At 40.6% G+C, this 20,562-nt stretch carries 21 protein-coding genes and 1 pseudogene; 4 read left to right on the forward strand and 18 right to left on the reverse strand.

The annotated features are described in order from the left end of the window. Positions 1-25: 25 nt before the first annotated feature. Genes BHE18_RS06625 through BHE18_RS06645 form a run of 6 tightly spaced genes read right to left on the reverse strand, consistent with a single transcriptional unit; the run spans position 26 to position 4,703 of the window. On the reverse strand, positions 26-745 hold the full coding sequence (locus BHE18_RS06625) for a sulfotransferase family 2 domain-containing protein (protein WP_071617803.1): 720 nt from the start codon (positions 743-745) through the stop codon (positions 26-28). A 42-nt stretch (positions 746-787) separates the two neighbouring features. After that, on the reverse strand, positions 788-1,579 hold the full coding sequence (locus BHE18_RS06630; protein ID WP_071617804.1) for a sulfotransferase family 2 domain-containing protein: 792 nt from the start codon (positions 1,577-1,579) through the stop codon (positions 788-790). Positions 1,580-1,614: 35 nt separating this feature from the next. After that, a complete protein-coding gene (locus tag BHE18_RS06635) occupies positions 1,615-2,838 on the reverse strand; it encodes a glycosyltransferase family 4 protein (protein WP_071617805.1) in 1,224 nt (407 codons plus the stop codon). After that, positions 2,835-3,005, reverse strand: coding sequence for a hypothetical protein (locus BHE18_RS23180; protein ID WP_171910670.1), 171 nt, complete (start codon positions 3,003-3,005; stop codon positions 2,835-2,837). Before BHE18_RS23180 ends, BHE18_RS06635 begins: the two co-directional genes overlap by 4 nt. A 25-nt stretch (positions 3,006-3,030) precedes the next feature. Then, a complete protein-coding gene (locus tag BHE18_RS06640) occupies positions 3,031-3,990 on the reverse strand; it encodes a hypothetical protein (protein ID WP_071617806.1) in 960 nt (319 codons plus the stop codon). A 20-nt stretch (positions 3,991-4,010) separates the two neighbouring features. Continuing rightward, positions 4,011-4,703, reverse strand: a complete 693-nt coding sequence (locus tag BHE18_RS06645) for a glycosyltransferase family 2 protein (protein ID WP_071617807.1) — start codon at positions 4,701-4,703, stop codon at positions 4,011-4,013. A gap of 185 nt (positions 4,704-4,888) precedes the next feature. On the opposite strand from BHE18_RS06645, the gene BHE18_RS06650 reads away from it, so the two are divergent. Next, positions 4,889-5,959: a glycosyltransferase family 4 protein gene (locus BHE18_RS06650; protein ID WP_071617808.1), complete on the forward strand. Its 1,071-nt coding sequence runs from the start codon at positions 4,889-4,891 to the stop codon at positions 5,957-5,959. Between the two features lie 85 nt (positions 5,960-6,044). Next, entirely contained in the window at positions 6,045-6,959 is a 915-nt protein-coding gene (locus BHE18_RS06655; RefSeq protein ID WP_071618269.1) for an NAD-dependent epimerase/dehydratase family protein, read from the forward strand. A 54-nt stretch (positions 6,960-7,013) separates the two neighbouring features. Here BHE18_RS06655 and BHE18_RS06660 read toward each other — a convergent pair whose 3' ends face one another. From BHE18_RS06660 to BHE18_RS06675, 5 genes are all read right to left on the reverse strand, one after another. Continuing rightward, positions 7,014-7,712 carry a glycosyltransferase gene (locus BHE18_RS06660; RefSeq protein ID WP_071617809.1) on the reverse strand — a complete coding sequence of 233 codons (699 nt, stop codon included), beginning with the start codon at positions 7,710-7,712 and terminating at the stop codon, positions 7,014-7,016. A gap of 68 nt (positions 7,713-7,780) precedes the next feature. After that, on the reverse strand, positions 7,781-8,155 hold the full coding sequence (locus BHE18_RS06665) for a M67 family metallopeptidase (RefSeq protein ID WP_268876300.1): 375 nt from the start codon (positions 8,153-8,155) through the stop codon (positions 7,781-7,783). Positions 8,156-8,180: 25 nt separating this feature from the next. Continuing rightward, positions 8,181-8,315, reverse strand: a complete 135-nt coding sequence (locus BHE18_RS23750) for a hypothetical protein (protein WP_268876304.1) — start codon at positions 8,313-8,315, stop codon at positions 8,181-8,183. A gap of 17 nt (positions 8,316-8,332) precedes the next feature. Further along, the gene (locus tag BHE18_RS06670; RefSeq protein ID WP_071617811.1) at positions 8,333-9,529 is read right to left on the reverse strand and encodes a hypothetical protein; all 1,197 of its coding nucleotides are present in this window, start codon (positions 9,527-9,529) and stop codon (positions 8,333-8,335) included. Positions 9,530-9,625: 96 nt separating this feature from the next. After that, complete coding sequence (locus tag BHE18_RS06675; RefSeq protein WP_071617812.1) at positions 9,626-10,813, reverse strand: hypothetical protein; 1,188 nt, start codon at positions 10,811-10,813, stop codon at positions 9,626-9,628. A gap of 484 nt (positions 10,814-11,297) precedes the next feature. Between BHE18_RS06675 and BHE18_RS06680 the strand changes: the two genes are divergently transcribed. Both BHE18_RS06680 and BHE18_RS06685 read left to right on the forward strand, forming a co-directional pair. Then, the gene (locus BHE18_RS06680) at positions 11,298-12,116 is read left to right on the forward strand and encodes a hypothetical protein (RefSeq protein ID WP_071617813.1); all 819 of its coding nucleotides are present in this window, start codon (positions 11,298-11,300) and stop codon (positions 12,114-12,116) included. A 163-nt stretch (positions 12,117-12,279) separates the two neighbouring features. Beyond that, entirely contained in the window at positions 12,280-12,717 is a 438-nt protein-coding gene (locus tag BHE18_RS06685) for a hypothetical protein (protein WP_071617814.1), read from the forward strand. A gap of 43 nt (positions 12,718-12,760) precedes the next feature. Here BHE18_RS06685 and BHE18_RS06690 read toward each other — a convergent pair whose 3' ends face one another. The 7 genes and pseudogenes from BHE18_RS06690 to BHE18_RS06720 form a co-directional block, all read right to left on the reverse strand. Next, entirely contained in the window at positions 12,761-13,627 is an 867-nt protein-coding gene (locus BHE18_RS06690; protein WP_071617815.1) for a 2-oxoacid:ferredoxin oxidoreductase subunit beta, read from the reverse strand. A 3-nt stretch (positions 13,628-13,630) separates the two neighbouring features. Further along, on the reverse strand, positions 13,631-15,373 hold the full coding sequence (locus tag BHE18_RS06695; protein WP_071617816.1) for a 2-oxoacid:acceptor oxidoreductase subunit alpha: 1,743 nt from the start codon (positions 15,371-15,373) through the stop codon (positions 13,631-13,633). Between the two features lie 159 nt (positions 15,374-15,532). Then, positions 15,533-16,456, reverse strand: coding sequence for a dipeptidase (locus BHE18_RS06700; RefSeq protein WP_071617817.1), 924 nt, complete (start codon positions 16,454-16,456; stop codon positions 15,533-15,535). 153 nt (positions 16,457-16,609) lie between these two features. Then, a complete protein-coding gene (spoVS, locus tag BHE18_RS06705; RefSeq protein WP_034760060.1) occupies positions 16,610-16,870 on the reverse strand; it encodes a stage V sporulation protein SpoVS in 261 nt (86 codons plus the stop codon). A gap of 136 nt (positions 16,871-17,006) precedes the next feature. Further along, positions 17,007-17,810: a TIGR00282 family metallophosphoesterase gene (locus BHE18_RS06710; RefSeq protein ID WP_071617818.1), complete on the reverse strand. Its 804-nt coding sequence runs from the start codon at positions 17,808-17,810 to the stop codon at positions 17,007-17,009. 283 nt (positions 17,811-18,093) lie between these two features. Then, positions 18,094-19,653, reverse strand: a complete 1,560-nt coding sequence (rny, locus tag BHE18_RS06715; RefSeq protein WP_071617819.1) for a ribonuclease Y — start codon at positions 19,651-19,653, stop codon at positions 18,094-18,096. A gap of 340 nt (positions 19,654-19,993) precedes the next feature. Continuing rightward, positions 19,994-20,422 (reverse strand): annotated as a pseudogene (locus BHE18_RS06720) (recombinase RecA); the annotation flags it as partial. Between the last annotated feature and the right edge of the window lie 140 nt (positions 20,423-20,562).

Below are 20,562 nucleotides of genomic sequence, written 5' to 3' on the forward strand. Positions count from 1 at the left end.
TCCTGCTCCAGAGGGATGAACCCTATTAATTAATGCGTTGTTTGAATGCAGTTAACTTATTCTTTTCACTATTAGAAAGCATTGAAATCCGTCGATTCATCCATGCATCAGCTGTACGGTAAAGCTCAAAATCGAGAGCATTGTTTATTTTTATCTGTTTAATAATGGCATCGGGTACTTCTTTTCTTGCAAGACGTTTTTTAGTTATGTTTTCTTTGGTATAGTGAATGTTTCGCCAACCATATTCCTTTTGAAGAAAATAAAGTGATTCATCAAATCTCTCCGTAATACCGACCATCTTAAAGTCCTTTACATTTTTAATCGCAGCCTCCAAATCGGGGGAATCCATATTTCCGCAAATCAACTTCGTCTGAAGATTGCTTGCTTTCGGATCATCTCTGACGAATTGCTCTAAATTCATTCCATTAACAGATTCCTCCCCTTTGAATTCCAGTAAAAAATAGTAAGAAGATATCACTCTTTCTACCGGATTTCGTACCATTGTAAAATAATTGTGAGGAGTTGAAAAAAATTGATGAACACCATACTTATAGTGCCCGGCAACTGCTTTAATTTTTTTCTTTTCGATTGTATTCAATGTCCCGATACGCCTTGCCTTCCCATTCAAAGTGTTATGATCGAAAAGTTCTCCTTTTATAAACTGTCTTTGAAAAATACGATTTAAAGTTGTTCCGCCAGTTTTCGGTATATGAAGGAAAATGGTCAAAGATGCTTCTCCATTCATGTTCTTTTCACCTCGCTTCCTTTGCATCCTGCACATGCAGGATCAATGTTTTTTCAAGTAATTGTAATGTGAAAAATCATCATGAAAGATGTGATTGCAAAGTTGAATGGTTTCATGGTCAAATAATTCCTTATATTCAGGAAGTGAACCGTTTACAAATTGAGAGGGAGTAATAATTGTATCCGGGGTAAAATCAGCTTGCTGCCTCATTTTTTTGGTATATGAATGGGGAGTGGATAATACGTTAGCTGGTGTTTGCTTCAAATTGTATTTTATTTGTAATCGATTGATTTCTTTATTGAAATTTTCCAATTTAATAATTTTCGGTGACAGATAGTCTTCTTCCGGACAATACTGCTTCGAAATGTGTCCGTCAACAAGCGTATAGTCTGCACCTCGTCCGTCCAAATAATAGAGGAACTGCTTGAATGAAATTCCTTTATATGGGGTTAGCGGATAGAACATCGATGTAATTCTTTGTTTGTCTTTATCCATCGGAAGATTGGGTATTCCTTTTGAATAACAATAATTTGCGATTGTGAAATAACTGCTAACTGCCCTTTTGTAGGGATTTCTGACTAATTTATATATTTTTGCACCACCAGACTCGATTTCTTTGTACGATTTATATTTTTTGGTGAACATTCCTTTATAGACGTGGATGGAAGGATTTATCTTCATTGCTTTTTCCAAATGTCCGATTTGATAAAAGAACCATTTTGTCAAGACCGTACATCCTGCTTTTGGAGACCACAAGAAAGCGACTGGAAGGCTTTTATCGAATAATGGACTCCTGTGATGTTTTTTTAATTTTTCTATTGCGTACCTCTTCATTTTAATTTACTCACCTCCTTACAATATTCCTGGAGCTATTTTGACCCCTTCTTTTTCATGAGGGAACTGGTATATAGCTCAAGTGTGTTTTTTCTAGTTTTATTTAGGTTCCACTTATTTCTTGCATGATTCAGAGAAAGGTGACTCATTTGATCTCTCAGGGACTTATCATTTAACAAAAGGTTTATTTTGTTATATAAAGCATGGCTGTTTCCCTTATCTACAACAAATCCACCTTTGCCGTTTTCAACCATTTCAGGGAGGCCGCCTGCATTACTGACAATGACCGGAACCCCAAGCAGCTGCGCTTCTATTACTGCGAAAGGCTGGTTCTCTTGTAAACTTGGAAGCACGAGCATTTCGGCCCGCTGCAGGATATTTTTTAAATTCTTCGTAGTACCCCAAAAGAGCACCTTTTCCTCCAATCCAAAATTCCTCACCATATTTTTTAGATGATTTTCCATTTCTCCTTCACCAAAGATCCAGCATTCCCAAGAATCATCGTCCTTCTCTAACAGGGACAAGGCGTGAATCAGATGTTCCAGCCCTTTGAGGTAAACCAGGCGGCTCACAGAGAGGATGATGCGTTTATTCGTTCTCATACTCTTCTCTCTTATTGGACCGAAGCCGGCAATATCCACCCCGTAGTTAAAGGTGACTATTTTAGATGGATTTATGCGGAAATCATTTTCAATTATTTTTCTCATCCACATACTCGAAGTATGGATATAGTCACTGGCCACATATCCAATCTGTTCAATTTTTTTATAATAATTAACCAGAAACGTGTTCCAAATCTGATTATCGTCCAATCTCGCATTTGTTGATTTCATCTGATGGAATATAGCTCCCGAGAGATAACCGTGAACGCTGGTGACAAGAGGGGTGTGTGGAGGCTTGACCCTGCTTAATGCCGTCGCTGCTATAACATCCTGAGCATGGATGATATCATAATATTCCAGGTCTAATTTCGTAATGGCCTGCTCAAATAGGTAACGATTCATCTCTGCATGATATACCCCTGCATTCTTTTCCAATCCCGGGCAGTTCCTCAACAAATGGCCGCTGATTGATTTGCGATCATGTTTAAAATCGATTACCTTATCTGTCCCCAAAAGTTCGACTTGAGAATTATGCTTCGTACAGCAGAGGATATCTACATGATGTCCATAAGCATTCAGGCTTTGTTTCAGATTAGAAACAAAAGTCCAAATCCCGCCACCAGGCAGGGGAAAAACGGTTGCTAACAATATTTTCAAAACTTCTCCCCCCTATTTAAAAACGTCTCAAGCAAATCTTTTACTCTTGGATCTGGTATAAGAAGTTGAGCCTGCTTCCTTTTCCGATTTTGAGGAAGCGGGGCTCCTTTTATCGGGATTGAAACCCTATTATTCATATTTGAGAAATAATTTTTTCTCGGCAGCATTTTTCACCCTCCCTTTACAGGAACTTTAATTTATGGAGTAAATAGCATTCATTCCTGCATTTTCCAGGTTTTTTTCCCACAACAATATATTTTTCTTAATATTGAAGCACGCCAATCTGGTTGGCAGAACACCAAAGTCTCCTTTATATTCGATATTCCCGTCCTGGTTTCGTTTACTAGACGGTCTTATTCTCGTAAACCCCACCAGAATAATGTCTTCAGATAATGGTTTTATTCCCCTGCACCAGCCAATTTTCTCTTTGTGTGCACTAATTTGGACCAGGTCAACGATTCGCTCTACTTTCAGCGTATTACGGTTTACAATAACGACTCTTCCGTCAACCTGTGTAAAATAAATATGGTTTTTATACGCTATTCCATCATGGACAAGCTGCCTTCCAATATCTATATGTTTTTCTGGGGATGTAAGACAGACAGCATCCTTCTGTAAACATCTTGTCACCCAAATTTCATCTTCTATTTCAAACACATAATTGGGATGGGATTGATGAGGCTTTGTCGTAGCCACTTTCCGATAATCTACTTCAGGATCAAACCGATGCCACGGCGCCCTCCCCAATACATTCCACAATCTTTCAACACGTCCCGATCCATTCAATTCCACCACCATATCCAATCCTGTATTTGCTACCAGTAAATTTCCATTTTTCATTGGACTGACATGGTGTATATCATTCATGAATGGGAGAGACATATACTGAATGGGGGTGAAATTCGAAACATCATAGACCAAGACTTCTGTTGTGGTTCCCACATATAGTCTATTTCCTTTTAATGTTGCGGCAGTGAATGAAATGGATGCCTCGTGATCTGCACAAACATCTTTAGGGGATGTGTATTCAATGACTTTTTTGGAGGTTTTAGTTTGAAGATTGAACTTTAATATCACACCTTTTTTAAACTGTTCCCAATCCTTCATTACATCCGCTTTTTGCTCTGCACCTACTAAAAATAATTCTTTCATGTAGTTTCACCTCAGTAACTTCATTTTCTATACCGCCTGTAATATGACCTCAGTTTGAATATTTCCTCCTTCATTTTTCGTTGATTGTTAGATGTACCCGTTTTTGGGTGAGACCTATATAATGTTAAAACCCTGTCTAAATAGTGGAGCCTGTAGTTTCTAACGACCATCCTAAGCCACATATCATAGTCTTGGGTAAACTTTAACGCAGGATTAAAATACCCTATTTCCTCAAACACCGACCTTTTCACAAGAACAGTCGATCCATTTATTGGGTTGCGGTCAAACATTTCCCCGTATATTTGTTGATCATTCATGAACTTAAGGTTCACATTTTTCAATAAAACGTTATTATTTTGATCGATGACATTATAATCAGTAAACGAAAGGTCTGCTCCGTGCTTGATTAAGTCTCTCAATTGAGAATCTAATTTATCCGGAAGCATCATATCGTCTGAACTTAACCATGCTATATAGTCCGCTTTGGAATGGTCGATTCCCCAATTCACCGCCGTGGCCGTCCCTCCGTTCGTTTTCTTTAAATATGTTAGCCTGTGCATGAATGGGAGGACTTTTTCGGTATGTTTCGTTGAACCATCATCTACTACTATAATTTCGTAATTATTATACGTTTGCTCAAGAGCACTTCTAATAGACTGGTCTATAAATTCACAATTATAAAATGGAATGATGATTGATACTTTAGGATTCAATTTTCCACCTGCCTTATGCCAGATTCCTCTGTAATTCACTCTTCATATAATATGTACAGCATGTTCACTTTGACATCATAAATAGTCAATTTAAGGGATTCATCCAATTAATAGTGGTTAAGCCCGCTACAAATCTTATAGACAATCATATATAAATAGTATGAAACATCATTGGAGGGTTGAATTTGAAAATATTATTTGTGTTTTATGTGCCTAGCGGCGGTGTAGAAACACTTAATAGAGAACGGGCGGCTGCATTAAGACCTGCTGGGATCGCGTGCGAGTTTCTTTACTATAGTAAAAGGAGGAACCTGCTCAATCATGAGGATACAAATGTTTATATAACCAATCAGGATTATGAAATACAGCAGATCTTGAAAAATGGGAGATATGATGCCATCATCATTACCTCAGACTATTCTGGAATGGAGAGATTCAGGAGATTAGGCTTTAAAGGGAAGATCATCCTTGAAATACAGGGCCTTGGACCCAAAAGTACAGCAAGGGCTGAATTAAAAAAAGCGATTCCCTATGTGAACCAATATTGTAATGGTCTTCTTTATCCAAAGACTTCTCATATAGGGGCATTATTTAATGAGTTTTTCCCTTCAAAGCCTGCTTTTGCATTTAACAATTGTTTTAATCATAATGCATTCAGTTATAAACCACTCCCTCAGAAAAACAAACCCATCATCGCATGGATCGGGAGGTTGGAAGATAATAAGAATTGGAGAGAATTTCTAAAAATAGGCAGTGGCCTGCTTAAGAGAAACTTGAATATTGAATTATATATGTTCGAGGATCCCAGTTTATCGACCGAAAAAGAAAGAAAAGATTTTAATAATATGAAACAGGCGTTGAATTTGGATCGTCATTTAGTTTTATTGCAAGATGTTCCACACAGCCAGATGCAGCATTATTTTTCTAGAATAGGAGACTCAGGAGGTTTCCTATGTTCTACTTCCAAAGTAGAGGGTGCCCCGTACTCACTTCTTGAGGCGATGAGTTGTAGATGCCCCATCCTGACTACAGATTCTGATGGAGTTAGAAGCTCCATCATTCACAATCATACCGGTATGTATTACTCGATAGGCAATATTGATGAAGCCGTCCGTCAAGCCGATCTATTAATGAATAATGTCCAGCTTAGGAAACAGATCATCGATAACGCGCTCATTCATTTAAAGACTCAGTTCAGTCATGAGCAATATCGTAAGCATTTCTGCTCCATGCTTCAGACATTAGGAGTGTCATAAGTAACTTCTTCAGCAACCCTGGGTCACTGTTCCAACAAAAAGGTTATATGTGCATAAACTGTTAAAAAGAAAAGGTGATTCTATCGTGAAAGCATTTGTAACAGGAGGAGCGGGTTTTATAGGTTCACATTTAACAGATTCTTTACTTGATATGGGCACAGAAGTTCATATCATAGATAATTTAAGCAGCGGTAAAAAAGAATACGTTAATCCTGCAGCGGTTTTTCATGAGAAAGATATTTCAGATCCTTCCATCGTTGAGCTCATAGATCTTCATAAACCGGATTATATCTATCATTTAGCCGCCCAGGCAGATGTGAACCGATCTACTGAGTGTCCCTATCAAGATATGAAAACAAATCTTATTGGAACAATCAATCTATTGGACGGGTGCCGAAAAGCTCCGATAAAAAAGTTTATTTTTTCTTCAACTTCAGCTGTATACGGAAATGGCCCCGATAAAAAGTTGACTGAACAATCCCCACTGAACCCTGCTTCCTTCTACGGTTTATCTAAAGTTTCAGCAGAAAAGTATATACAACTGTATGGCGATTTCTTTTCTGTACCATTTTCAATCCTGCGATATGGTAATGTTTACGGACCGAGGCAAACAGCAAAAGGAGAAGGAGGAGTCATTGCAGTCTTTTTGGAAAAGTTGAAGCAAAGTGAGCGTTTAAAATTAAACGGCGACGGTGATCAAACCAGGGATTTCATATATGTACAGGACATTGTGGATGCTAATATTGCAGCAAGTATGCACCACTCTAATGACATCTTTCATATCAGTACAGGTTCCTCTGCCTCAATCAATAAGCTGATTGAATTATTAAAAGATCTGCACCCTTCTCCAATTGATTATTTTCATTCGGAAAATCGGATCGGGGATATCAAACACAGCTGTCTTGATAATTCAAAGGCAGTGAATTCATTAAATTGGTCGCCTTCTTTTTCACTCAAAGAAGGAATCCTGCAGACTTATCGTTCGTTTCTTAAAAAGTGAATTCTTCAAAAATAACCAAGGCCCCTCTTCTGCGAGGGGCCTTTCAGTCATATGTTATTTCCGATCATTCTTTTCGAAAATTTTCTTATATTTGTTCTTGATTGCGGCGGACTCACTATGAATGGATTTTCCATGAGTATAGGAACCCATTTTTTTATGCACCCTGTATAACGTGAGTATTTCATCTAAATAATGAATATTCGTATACTGACTCAGCCTGCACCACATTTCATAATCTTGGGTATATTTAAGCTTTTCATCAAACCAGCCTGCTCTTTTAATTAATTCTATCTTGGCCATCACCGTACATCCATTGATCGGACAGCCTTCTAAAAGGATTTTCTGGAATGTTTTTCGATTAAGCTTTCTTGATCTGATCTCGTTTATAATATTGTTATCTTCATCAATCGTTTTAAACGCTGTATAAGATGCATGTGCATTTATTGACTGCATAAAATGAAGTTGTCTTTCAATCTTATTACCGACGAACATATCATCTGAACTCAGCCAGGCAAAATATGATCCGGTTGCGTGTTTAACACCCAGATTTAAAGCTGAGGCAGTTCCCCCATTCGCCTTTCGAATATATGTGATTTCATTTTTAAACGGCGCCACTTTATGAGCATATTGAGTGGAACCATCGTCGACTACAATGACTTCAATGTTTTTATAAGATTGCTTCAATGCACTTTTAATCGCAGCGTCAACATACCGACAATTATAAAATGGAATAATGATTGACACTCTTTCCATCTTTGTCCCCCTCCCCTTGTTCAAAATTTTGAAGATTAACTTAAAAGGGTGCCTGATCAGGCACCCTTTTAGTAATAGACAATTTCAACGGGCAGGACAGCTCCATTTTTTATTTTGTAGCATCGGAGTTCTTCAGATCGTTTGCTGATGGCAGCGATAAAGTAATACACATCAGGATAAAATGAAGAACGGATGTCATCTTTGGATGGAACCGCCTGACCAAATGGGTGCGTGTGAAATATTCCCATAAAACGCTGATTTTTTTGCTTCATCTTTTTTTCGACCTGGTCTTGTTCATTTACATCCATGGCAAATGAAAATGGCGAGGGTTCTATATTGACCATAGGCCAGAAAGTCATACATTTGTTAAACCTGCCCGATATGAGTCCACATGCCTCATTAGGCAAAAGTCTGCGGCCATTCCTCATCATTTCCTCATACATCTTTTCAGGAAGAAGGACTTGATTTTTATGCGTTGCATCCGCAGCCTTTAAACTTGAATTTCGTCCTTTGCGCTTCCATTTTCTTTCTCTGTTCTTTTTTGATTCCAATGGGTGCACTTTTACTCTGTCTATAAATTTTGTTAAGATCTCTATACTGCATTTGCTCCCCTCCTTTCACTAACGAATATATTTCGTTGGATTGAACATTGTTTTCCTTGAAGATTCTGTTGGAATCGGGATATTCCCCTTTCCATATTTATCAAATTCCGGATTTGACTCCGGGATTAACGGCTTCGTTGAAGCCGGACTCTGTTTCATTTTGCTATAGAGATCATTTTTTTTGTTCGTTTGTGCCTGAAGCTCATAACGCAGTCTTTTTAATTCTTCCTCCAGCTCTTCTTCCCGCCTGCTTGCATTCTCCTTAGTATCGGTATATGTTTCATCTATTAATGAAAGCTTGGCTTCAAGCTCTGATTCCCTTCGTTTATACTCGTCCAGCCGGGACCTTAAAGCATCCAGTTCTTCTTCGTAAAATTCTTCAAGTTTCTTCAAGTCTTCATGCAATTTGTTCATTTTTTCCAAGTAATGATTTTCAGAGTCGGACGAGACTGCCTGATCTGCCATCACTTTATTTACTTCACTGAATTTTGTTGAATACTCAACAAGCTGCTCCTCGATTTTATTCAGTTTTTTCATGACCTCCGGATGATATACTTCCTCTGGTTTCCCCCATAAGAATCTCCACACCTTTTTGTACCACCTTTCTTTTTTTTCACATTGTTTTTTTAATGAGTCCAGGAGTTCCAGATCTTTTTCAATCATCAAGATGAAAAATCTCAAGTCCCCTTCCCCTTTAGGTCTCCCTGCCATTTTGGTAGCAGTGCTGTCAATGAATAAATCAAGCATTTTCTTGGTCAATTGATCCGCCCTGTTTTTATTTTCAGTGAGATTGCTTTCATAAATAATCCTTATTTCAGGTATATTTTCTTTGAACGGTGGAAGCGTTTCTTCTTCAACCGGGTTTACCGCTGGCTCAGCTCTTGTTTCTTCACCAGGTCCCTTGATGGCTTCTACATCGATCTTATTATGAAGAAATCGATTGATTTCTCCTATTCGCTGCATATTTTGGTTTCTTTCCATTAACAGATAGTCTATCTGAGCCAGCAACACTTCAATCGTTTCATGATTTCCTGTAATCTCCGTTTTATAGATTCCTTGTTTTGTTTTCTGTTTAGAGATTTCTTCTGAAGCATTTTTCATTCTTTTTGAATAAGAATGATAAAGGGATTCAATTTCACTGGATAATAGATGAAAATCGTCAAGCAAGCTTTTATAATCGGTTATATGTTCAGGTTCGTTCGATTCCTGATTCATTTTTCATTCACCTCCACATTCTTCATTTGTACTATCTTATGTACAGTTTGTTTACATGTTAAAAAAAAGGAGAGAGTTTCCTCTCCCCTCATTTAATTAGTCATCCAGACCGCCCAGCAGGTCAGCAAACGTTTCACACTCACCGAATTCTACTAATGCTTCTACTACTCCGCTGTCAAAGACTACAGCATTAGCTGTATTTCTCAAGATCAAGCGGAACCCTTCAGCGATAGGTCCAAGTAATCCAGTGAAGATTTGAAGCTCATAAAACATTTGTTCTGGAGCTCCGTCGAAGTAGCGGATACCTTCACCCACTGCAGTCAATGCATCTTCTCCGCAAGTGACCCTGTCAATTGAAGATGGGTTGAAAGAGAAACTGAAGTCAGGCTGGAATCCTGTAGCTGTCGGAGCAGGAGTAGGACCAACTTCTGTATCAGTGAATGAGTAAGACCATGTGCTGTCTGCTAGCGAACATTCTTGACAGATTTCTGCTCTCAATGTGGAAAGACCTGTTACTACGTCTGCATCTCCGCCTGTTCCGAATGTAGCATCGGTGTCTTCATTTCTCGCAAGAGCGGTTGCTTGACACTCACAGTTGTCAACCGGGAATAATCCAGGGCATTGACGAGGGAACTCAAGCAGGCTTAAGTCACACTGTAACTTCTCTTGAGGAAGCGGAATGTTATTCGGACGCGGGAAGCAGAATTTAGCCAATACTTCAAGCTTAACCGGGTACTCCACTTGAACATCTTTACACAGTACAACGCGAAGTGGGATCATTGGACCGAAGGGATCTGGCCCCATTAATACTCCGCCGGTAGAGGAAGCAATAACTTGCGTTGCTCTAATGTTCAAGTTGTCGTTAGTGATGCCTGTAGGCACACAAAGAGCGATTTCATCAGTGAACTGTGTTCTGACTGTGAAAGAACATTCAGCAACTCCATCGATCAGGATGGTTACTTCTACAGGTACTGTCCACACGATCAATACTCTGCCGGGATTACCGTTTTCGATGATCGTACCTGTCACACTGACATCTGCCGGATCAACAGGAGCAGTCTGAACTTCTACCCGCTGACCTGCTGCCAATGCTGCACTGACAGCTGCGCGGCAAGCTTCATCCGGAATGAAGTTCTTGTTTTCATACTTGTTTGCAAAGAACACCCAGTCATAGACTTTGTCTACGCGGATACATTCTGGAGCAAGGTCGTTCGTGTCTAGAGGAATCGGTGACGCTGAAGGTGTAGGAGTCTGGGAACCCCTGATTTGTTTACGTTTTTTCAAACGAATCTTCCTTTCTTTTAAATGAATATTTATATCACACTATATCCTATGGACGAGAAGGAATTTGGTATAGAGTAAATACCTATTTTTCTAAAAAAAATATAATAGGCGTTTTACTAGTTTTTTAAAAATCCGCTGAAAATAGGCAGATTATATAGACATTTGACAGTATTACTTTAGAAAAGAATTCATATTATATAACATGAAAAGGGGGGATGTAATAAAAGTAAGTAAATGAAGCTATCAAATAATCCTTTAAATTTAATTATAAAATTGAGATCTTCGAATACCTTTTGAATGAATATTACGAACGTGAAGAAATGACCTATCATTGCAATGATATTTATTATATATATATAAAGCCGTGTAAACGCTGGGAAGTTTACACGGCTTTTTCTATGGGAATCACATCATGGTTCAATACATACATTTAAATATAACCATACATCCCCGAAAGCATTACTGTGAGGAGAGGTGAAGAACAATGAAGCAGCTCACCCAAACCCAGCTGCAGCAAATGATCATTCATTATAAATCTGAACTTCATAAATATCAGCAAAAATGCAGAGCGCTTGAAACTGAACCAATGGCTCAACTGCTGACAACAATAAAATCGGAACTGTCCCGTGTGCAAACTGAAAATGAAACACACGCCAAAGAGGCTAAGGAGTGGAGAAGTAAATATGAATTCACTTCACAAGAACTTAATGAAAAATTGAAAACAGTAAAGAGCATGCAGACAGAATACAATAGATTGCAATCAGAATTACGAATAATAAAAAAAGCTCTTATAAAAGAAAAGAAAATGAATTACAATAGCTGCTCATTGGCAATGCACCTTGAAAGCGACATTCATTCGTTAAAAAATACAATTAAAAGACTGGAAGATGAATCCACTTCCCTTCATATTAATGTTGCGTTTATTTGTGAAGATTTACGAAAAGAACAAATTAAAACCCACTTTCTGGAAAAGTCATTGCTGGACACAGAAATATCGATTTTCGAAGCGGCTCGGAAAATGCTGGATCAACAAAAAATTGAGCAGCTTATTAGTAATACCCGTTCGGAAAAAGAAGCTTTAATGAAGAAACTCGAATCTTTTAATAAAGTGAATACAGAACTTCGCAGGCAAAAAAGTCATACCGAGCAACAATTAGAGAAAGAAAGAGAAAAAGTAAGGTTGCTTGAGGAAATCGTTCATCAAGAAAGAAAACAAAAAAGCGAATTAGCACATGCCCTGTTATCATTTCGAAAAAAATTTGAAAAGATGCAGAGCATCACACGATATAAAGATAATGAGTAGAAGTACGAATGAGACTTAATTTTGACTAAATTCCGTATTTTTTTATAACTTTTCAGCCTTTCAAATCTGTTTTTTCATTTATGTCAGCTATATCATCATTCAATTTGATAGAGTTGCGCATATGATAGAGAGATTTAGTTAGCAGAAAGGATGAAATATTAGAATGGGTATCTATTTAGATGGACGTACAAGTCAAAATGCAAGTCTTGCTGAAAGTATGACCACCCCGATACTGGTTGGGGATGAAGAACTTTTCGGCATTATTGGATTGGATGTGACAAAAGCAGTTGTGGGACAGATAAGAGTTTCTTTTTCAGGAACCGTGGCAGTACAGCTGCCTTTGCTCCCAGTTTTAACCGAAGTAACCATTACAATTATCAGGGGTACTGAACAAACCGGTCTCACAACTGTTTATTCAGCCACCCAGCAGCTCAGTCTTGAAATTGCAGGACCGCAAATTATTACATTCTCGGGGGCAGACTTCAATGCACCAAAGCCGCAAGCCGGTCCACTCGTTTACAGTGCATACATCACCGCTTCTGCAGTCGGGACCATTCGTGTTGGACCTGAAAGCTTCAGCGCCATAGCCACTGCAGGATAAAAAAATAAGCCGTCTTAAGCAGACGGCTTTTAATCTTATCTATTTACATAAACTCCTTCAACAACCCGCCAAACGTCTCATCATCAAGCTTCAATTCATGAGAATTCAACGGCTCATCTGAATACCCGGCAACAAGTTCCTGATAAGAAGGCTGCTCAGAGTTCTGATAAATCAAACCTGTCACAAGTCCTTCTTTTTCCATCAGGACATTCATCGCCTGCCCTCGGTTGGATGGATCATACCCTTCCACATCGGCAAGCTTCGTCAAGTTCTCTTTGAACCAGTCGTACGTGTTAATTTTGTTGTAGGTCACGCAGGGACTGAATACGTTGATCAAAGAAAATCCTTTATGGTTCAGGCCGGCTTCAATCAGAGCAGTCAGTTCTTTCAAATCAGATGAAAAGCTTTGGGCGACGAATGTAGCGCCCGCTGTCAAAGCCATTTCCATCGGCGCAAGGGCCGGTTCGATCGATCCTTGCGGGGTTGACTTCGTTTTGAATCCTGAAGAGGACCGCGGTGAAGTCTGTCCCTTTGTCAGTCCATAGATTTGGTTATCCATTACAATGTAAGTGATATCTACATTTCGGCGGATGGCATGGATTGTATGCCCGAGTCCAATGGCGAATCCATCCCCGTCCCCTCCTGATGCGATGACGGTAAGGTCTCTGTTTGCCATTTTCAAACCTTGGGCAATTGGCAGAGAACGTCCGTGGATTCCATGGAAACCATAGGAATTGATGTATCCCGAAATACGTCCTGAGCAGCCTATCCCGGAAACGACCGCTAAATTCTCGGGATCGAGTCCCACATTTGCTGCAGCACGCTGGATCGATGCCTGTACGGAGAAGTCACCGCATCCCGGGCACCAGTTGGGCTTAACATTATTTCTGAAATCTTTGAAAGTAGCCATGGATTAGTTCATCTCCTTACATCTTGAGTATATTTCGTGCGGCAAGAATGGAGTTCCATCGTACTTCATCATATTCTTGATTTTACTGCCGTAGCCAACATTCATTTTAATGATGCTTGCCAGCTGTCCTGTCGCATTATGTTCGATGACTGCCACTTTTTTGGCTTTTTGCATTAATGGCTCGAGTTTTTCTGCAGGGAAAGGATGGATCAGCCTGATATGGGCATGATTCACTTTCATTCCTTCTGCTTCCAGTCGGCTCATCGCTTCCTCGATCACACCCCTTGTAGAGTTGAAACCAATTAATAATAAATCAGCTTCTTCGTGAGGTGCATGGATATGAACAGGATTATCAAAGTTTATTTTTTCGATTTTCCGCATGCGCTTGTCCATCTGCGCCTGGCGGTTGACCGGTGATTCGGATGGTTTTCCTGTTTCGTCATGCTCCACTCCGGTTACATGGTGGATACCGTTTTTCATTCCTGGTGTCACACGCGGCGAAACGCCATCAGGCGTCACTTCATAGCGCTTGAAATATTTCTTCGGTTCCAATTCTTCCAGCTCTTCCTGGCTCTTGACCAGTTTGCCTCTGCGAATCTCCACTTTACTGTAATCAAGCGGTTCAACCGTCTGCTTACCGAGGGAAAGCTGAAGGTCAGAAAGAATGATGACCGGACATTGATATTCTTCTGCAAGATTGAAAGCCTCGACTGTGTCATAAAAAGCTTCCTGAACGGTACTTGGTGCCAGGACGATTTTAGGTATTTCACCGTGTGTACCATAAATCATGGCCATCAGATCCGATTGTTCCTGTTTAGTAGGAAGTCCTGTAGAAGGTCCACCCCGCTGTGTATCGACCACTACGAGCGGCTGTTCGGTCATGCCTGAGAGACCGATTGCTTCCATCATGAGTGAGAGACCTGGTCCCGCAGACGCAGTAAATGAACGGATCCCTCCATAATTCGCACCAATCGCCATCGTGGCAGCTGCAATTTCATCCTCTGTCTGGATGACTGTGCCGCCGACCATCGGTAACTTCTTTATCAGGTATTCCATGATCTCCGATGCAGGAGTAATCGGGTAAGCCGCCATCAATCTGACCCCGCCTGCCAATGCTCCGAGTGCAATTGCGTCGTTCCCGATCATGAACATCCGTTTTTGTCCGTCAGCTTCTTTAAGCTGCAGCGCACCAGTTTTTTCCCCAAGCTCAGCTTTCATAACCTGATAACCCTGTCTGATCGCTTCCATATTCTTTTCTACTACGGTTTCACCTTTGCGTCCAAAGATTTCTTCCACGACTTCCTTGAATACTTCAGGGTCCAAGTTAAGGACAGCACATGTGGCGCCGACAGCGACCATGTTTTTCATAAGGGACGTACCAAGCTCCGAAGCAAGTTCCGTGAAAGGCACTATGTACAATGAAGCCTCTGTGTCTTCTGGTTTTTCCGGCTTGAATTTAGCATCTGCAATGATGACACCGTCACTATGCAGTTCCTTATAGTTCACATCGATTGTTTCCTGGTCGAATGCCACCAGAATATCCAGGTCATCCGCAATTGCGCGGACCTGGGTGGTGCTTACCCGTATCTTGTTATTTGTATGTCCTCCCTTGATGCGTGAGGAAAAATGTCTGTATCCATATAGATAATAGCCAAGACGGTTCAGTGCAATGGAGAAAATTTCACCGGTGCTTTCAATCCCTTCTCCCTGCTGTCCGCCAACTTTCCAAGAAAGTTGTTCCTTCATATATTACACCCCTTCTTACAGGTCTATGATTTCTTGATTTTATTAAATTCAAGATTTCTATTATATACGTACTAAATAAGTTTATCACTTTTCACTGTAAATCACTACTACCTGAACCGTGATAAATAAAAACCGGCCGCGCGAGGGCCGGTTTTCATTCTAGCATTTAATCCTTCTATTGAAATTCCCATAAAGGAAATTCTTAATTTGCTTATCAGTATAATATCTCTGCAGGGTTCCTATCAAATTATCATATTGCCTGTAGAAGGACAATCCTTTCACTGTTGTATCGATCCCGTCAAAATCAGATCCAAATCCAACATGCTCCTCGCCTCCGAGGCTGCATATATGCTCAATATGCCTGATGATATCGGTTAGTTCCGCGATGCCTGTTTTGTTTAGGAACTGGGGGACAAAGGTTACCCCTATAACACTGTCTTTGTTAATCAGCGCTTCTATTTGTCCGTTTCTCAAGTTTCTTGGGCTTGGACATATGGAGTATGCATTAGAATGCGATGCAATCGGAAATCGGGCTGCTTCAAGCGTATCCCAAAATGCTTTTTCACATAAGTGGGAGACATCAGTCCAAATTCTCTTTTCATTCAGGAAATCAATCATTTCGTATCCAAAATTGGTCAGCCCCCCGCCGCGCGGTTCCAGTGCACCATCTGCAGCTGCATTGGCCCAATTCCACGTCAGCCCCACAGAACGCACTCCAAGGCGGTACAGCGTTTCCAGTTTCCCTATATCTTCTTCTACCGCTTCAGCCCCCTCAAGCGTCAGCATAGCCCCCGTTTCATGCTTTTGAAGATTATCAATATCCTCTTTTGATGTGACGAACTTAATATCCAGGTGAGGTTCAATGATCCTTTTGTGAAACAGATTCACCATATTTAAAGCTGCCTGAAATCTTTGACCCGGTTTTAAGTAAGATGGTATATAAATAGCAAACAACTGCACTCTGGCTCCTCTTTCTTTCAACTGAGGATATGTTATGTGCATATCTTCCTTTGACTGGAACGATAATTTATCGGGATCAAGATAGAGTTTCATCAATACATCACAATGGGCGTCGAAGATCATTACTTTTCAAATCCTTCCTTCAATCATATATGTACTATAATAAAACATAAAAAGGCTGTCCACTAAAGAAAATCTTTAACGAACAGCCTTGTTTCTTGGAATTCCGAATAAAAAGTACGAACGTATAATCTACATTGACTGCAACCTGACTAATTATCTGGGTTCCACTATCAATTTGATTGCTGTACGCTCTTCTCCATCAATAAGTATGTCTGTGAAAGCCGGAATACATATCAAATCTAAACCACTGGGAGCCACAAATCCTCTGGCAATCGCAACTGCTTTTACTGCCTGGTTCAAAGCACCTGCCCCGATTGCCTGAATCTCAGCTCCCCCTCTCTCACGAAGAACACCGGCGAGTGCACCAGCTACAGAATTAGGATTAGATTTTGCTGAAACTTTTAATATTTCCATTCCTTTTCCTCCTTGTCATTTCCCCCATACCGCATGTCCGTGGTAAAGAACAAACTTGGTATAAATGATTCCACTGCTACTATATTCAGGAAATGGACAATTCATTCCGGTATGGCTGAAAAAGGAACGAAAAACATTAATATTCCGCCATGAAAGGATGATCCTGATTGATAAGGATCCGCTCTATCTTTTTGGCTTTTCCGGTCTTATTATCAATATCTATCAGACATGCACTCAAAATTTTGCGCCCTTCTTTCGGGACTTCAAACCTGACAGGCAGACTTGTTTGGAATCTCTTCAGTACAGAGTCCTTACTCATCCCAAGGACTTCATCATACGGCCCTGTCATCCCCACATCGCACATAAATGCTGTACCGCCAGGCAGAACTCGATTATCTGCTGTCTGCACGTGCGTATGAGTGCCAATCACTGCTGATACCCTTCCATCAAGAAACCATCCCATTGCCTGCTTTTCGCTTGTAGCTTCAGCATGAAAGTCGACAAAGATGACAGAGGTCTTCTTCTTGGCTTCATCCACCAATTCATCGACAACCTGGAATGGATCATCGAGCGGAGGCATGAATGTCCTGCCTTGGGCATTGATCACCGCAATCGTTTTACCATTGACTTCACCAAATACTAAGCCGCTGCCTGGAGTGCCTTCCGGAAAATTGGCCGGCCTGACCATTTTCTTGGATGAATCTATGAATTCAAAAATATCTTTATTATCCCAAGTATGATTCCCTAATGTCACCATATCCGCGCCGTCTTGAAGGAATCTTTTGTAGATCTTCTCCGTGATCCCCCTCCCTGATGCAGCATTTTCACCATTTACGATCGTAAAGTCGGGTTGATGTTTCTTTTTCAATTTTGGCAAGTACTCAGAAATCATTTCACGGCCCATTGAGCCGACTACGTCTCCAACAAATAATATTTTCATAAGAATTCCCTTCTCTGTATGTATTTATAATTGAATGCGAAATTGTTATGTAGCTTATTGTAACACATTTAACCACCAGCCTATGCATGAAGCAGGAAGACCCTCTTACAATCGAAAAGCGGAGGCGGCTCGTTCAGGAGCGACAAGCATAAGATGAACTTATAGGAAAGGCGTTCTTTGCCTTTTTGGTAAGTTTAGCTTATGACCTCGAGTCCTAGCCGCCGGAGCTGGACAAATAAAAAAGCTGACCCCGAAAGAAACATACTTTCGGGAGTCAACCTGATTATTTAGCATATTCAACGGCCCGTGTTTCACGGATGACCGTAACTTTGATGTGCCCAGGATAATCCAGTTCATCTTCGATCCGTTTGCGGATATCCCTTGCTAAACGGTGGGATTCCAGATCGTCGATGGCTTCAGGCCTTACCATGATGCGCACTTCACGTCCTGCTTGGATTGCAAAGGATTTCTCCACTCCTTCATAGGATTCGGAAATCTCCTCAAGCTTTTCAAGACGACGGATATAATTTTCAAGCGTTTCACTTCTTGCACCCGGACGGGCTGCTGATAAAGCATCCGCTGCTGCGACGAGTACCGCGATGATTGACGTCGGTTCTGTGTCTCCGTGGTGGGAAGCGATACTGTTGATGACAACAGGATGTTCCTTGTACTTTGTTGCAAGCTCTACACCAATTTCAACGTGGCTTCCTTCCACTTCATGGTCGATTGCTTTACCGATGTCATGCAGTAGACCTGCACGCTTGGCAAGTCTTTCGTCTTCTCCAAGCTCAGCAGCAAGCAATCCGGAAAGGTAGGCCACTTCCATTGAGTGCTTCAATACGTTCTGACCGTAACTTGTACGGTACTTCAAACGTCCGAGAATCTTGATCAGATCCGGGTGAAGGCCATGAACCCCAACTTCAAATGTTGTCTGTTCACCGATTTCACGGATATATTCATCCACTTCACGACGGGATTTATCCACCATTTCTTCAATTCGTGCAGGGTGGATACGTCCATCCTGTACTAATTTCTCTAATGCAATTCGAGCCGTTTCCCTTCGGATCGGATCGAAACCAGAAAGAATAACCGCTTCAGGAGTATCATCAATTATGAGGTCAATTCCCGTCAATGTTTCCAGCGTACGAATGTTACGTCCTTCTCGCCCAATAATTCGACCTTTCATCTCATCATTTGGCAGGTTCACAACGCTAACTGTTGTTTCTGCCACGTGTTCAGCAGCACAACGTTGAATAGCAAGTGAAAGGACTTCTTTCGCTTTCTTGTCAGCATCTTCCTTCGCACGTGTTTCATGTTCCCTGACCATGATCGCAATGTCATGGGAGAGTTCATTTTCCACGCGGTCGAGAATGATTCCTTTCGCTTCATCACGAGTCAGGCTCGAGATTCGTTCAAGTTCAGTCTGCTGTGATCGTACCATCTCGTCCACTTTGCTTTCCGTCTCTTCAATATGTTGTTGTCTTTCGTTAAGAGCTGCCTCTTTTCTTTCAAGTAAAGCTTCACGCTTATCGAGCGTATCATCTTTACGGTCGAGGTTTTCCTCTTTTTGCATCAAACGATTTTCTTGTTTTTGCAATTCATTTCTTCGTTCACGAAGTTCATTTTCCATTTCAGTGCGAAGTCTATGATTTTCGTCCTTTGCTTCCAGTAGTGCTTCTTTCTTCAGAGCATCTGCCTCGCGCTTAGCATCTTCTAAAATCTGCTCTGCTGAACCTCTGGCACCGGCAATCTTTGCTTCAGCAATGGACTTACGAATTAGGTATCCAACAACTACACCGACGATTAGGCCAAGCAAAATGGAGATGATTGTAATAGGTTGCATTATTTCACCTCCTCTTGCTATGAACTTTCATCATGTCTTTTACATGTCGGCTTGTACATTGCTCATTTGAACTCAATATACAGCGCTAGGCTTTCAAATATTCATTCGAAAAATTTGTAAAATATACATGTTAATTTTAAATCTCAGAAAATTTATTGTCAAGGGGTTGTCCGGTCTAACCCTGGATTTCTCTAGTATTTCTTTCGATTCGACAAAAATCGATAATAAATTCTTTTATGGTTTACATAATATTATTACATTAAATTACGTGATTTATAATATAGCCACAAAAAGAAAGAGAAGCAGACACATAGAGATGTCTGCTTCTCTTCGATCACTCTTAATCTTCCAATAGACTGAGTTCGCTTTGATCTTCAGTGTCTGCAGCTCCAGTATCCAAACCGTAATGGTCACGGATTTTCAACATAATTTCATTGCGGATTTCCGGGTTCTCTTTCAAGAAGATTTTTGCGTTTTCACGGCCCTGTCCAAGGCGTTCTTCGTTATAAGAGTACCAGGCACCACTCTTCTGCACGATATCCAGCTCTGATCCAAGGTCAACGATTTCCCCTTCTTTAGAGATACCTTGTCCGTACATGATATCCACTTCCGCAACACGGAAAGGAGGAGCGACTTTATTTTTCACGACTTTGATTTTAGTTTTGTTACCGACCATTTCATTGCCTTGCTTCAGGGTTTCTGCACGGCGTACTTCCAATCTTACGGAAGAATAGAACTTCAACGCGCGTCCACCAGGAGTTGTTTCTGGCTAATCATCTATAGATTTACCATTTCTATAGTCCGGACTATCTCTTCATCTCACATTTGTGAGAGCCTTGCACTTCCAGCAGCAGCCTATCTTCTGCCGTACCCTACTAGGTTAACAGTATCCATACTGTTCTTTTCGGT

Source organism: Rossellomorea aquimaris (genome assembly GCF_001877785.1).
In the GTDB taxonomy this organism is placed as follows: Bacteria; Bacillota; Bacilli; order Bacillales; family Bacillaceae_B; genus Rossellomorea; species Rossellomorea aquimaris_A.

What these genes read in the sequence shown, in the direction of transcription:
- BHE18_RS06685 (WP_071617814.1), top strand. Translation starts at nt 12,280, where the DNA reads ATGGGTATCTATTTAGATGGACGTACAAGTCAAAATGCAAGTCTTGCT.
- BHE18_RS06695 (WP_071617816.1), bottom strand. Translation starts at nt 15,373, where the DNA reads ATGAAGGAACAACTTTCTTGGAAAGTTGGCGGACAGCAGGGAGAAGGG.
- BHE18_RS06700 (WP_071617817.1), bottom strand. Translation starts at nt 16,456, where the DNA reads ATGATCTTCGACGCCCATTGTGATGTATTGATGAAACTCTATCTTGAT.
- BHE18_RS23180 (WP_171910670.1), bottom strand. Translation starts at nt 3,005, where the DNA reads ATGCTGCCGAGAAAAAATTATTTCTCAAATATGAATAATAGGGTTTCA.
- BHE18_RS23750 (WP_268876304.1), bottom strand. Translation starts at nt 8,315, where the DNA reads ATGCAGTATAGAGATCTTAACAAAATTTATAGACAGAGTAAAAGTGCA.
- BHE18_RS06625 (WP_071617803.1), bottom strand. Translation starts at nt 745, where the DNA reads ATGAATGGAGAAGCATCTTTGACCATTTTCCTTCATATACCGAAAACT.
- BHE18_RS06665 (WP_268876300.1), bottom strand. Translation starts at nt 8,155, where the DNA reads ATGTATGAGGAAATGATGAGGAATGGCCGCAGACTTTTGCCTAATGAG.
- BHE18_RS06680 (WP_071617813.1), top strand. Translation starts at nt 11,298, where the DNA reads ATGAAGCAGCTCACCCAAACCCAGCTGCAGCAAATGATCATTCATTAT.
- BHE18_RS06710 (WP_071617818.1), bottom strand. Translation starts at nt 17,810, where the DNA reads ATGAAAATATTATTTGTTGGAGACGTAGTCGGCTCAATGGGCCGTGAA.
- BHE18_RS06640 (WP_071617806.1), bottom strand. Translation starts at nt 3,990, where the DNA reads ATGAAAGAATTATTTTTAGTAGGTGCAGAGCAAAAAGCGGATGTAATG.
- BHE18_RS06630 (WP_071617804.1), bottom strand. Translation starts at nt 1,579, where the DNA reads ATGAAGAGGTACGCAATAGAAAAATTAAAAAAACATCACAGGAGTCCA.
- spoVS (WP_034760060.1), bottom strand. Translation starts at nt 16,870, where the DNA reads ATGGAAATATTAAAAGTTTCAGCAAAATCTAATCCTAATTCTGTAGCT.
- rny (WP_071617819.1), bottom strand. Translation starts at nt 19,653, where the DNA reads ATGCAACCTATTACAATCATCTCCATTTTGCTTGGCCTAATCGTCGGT.
- BHE18_RS06670 (WP_071617811.1), bottom strand. Translation starts at nt 9,529, where the DNA reads ATGAATCAGGAATCGAACGAACCTGAACATATAACCGATTATAAAAGC.
- BHE18_RS06660 (WP_071617809.1), bottom strand. Translation starts at nt 7,712, where the DNA reads ATGGAAAGAGTGTCAATCATTATTCCATTTTATAATTGTCGGTATGTT.
- BHE18_RS06690 (WP_071617815.1), bottom strand. Translation starts at nt 13,627, where the DNA reads ATGGCTACTTTCAAAGATTTCAGAAATAATGTTAAGCCCAACTGGTGC.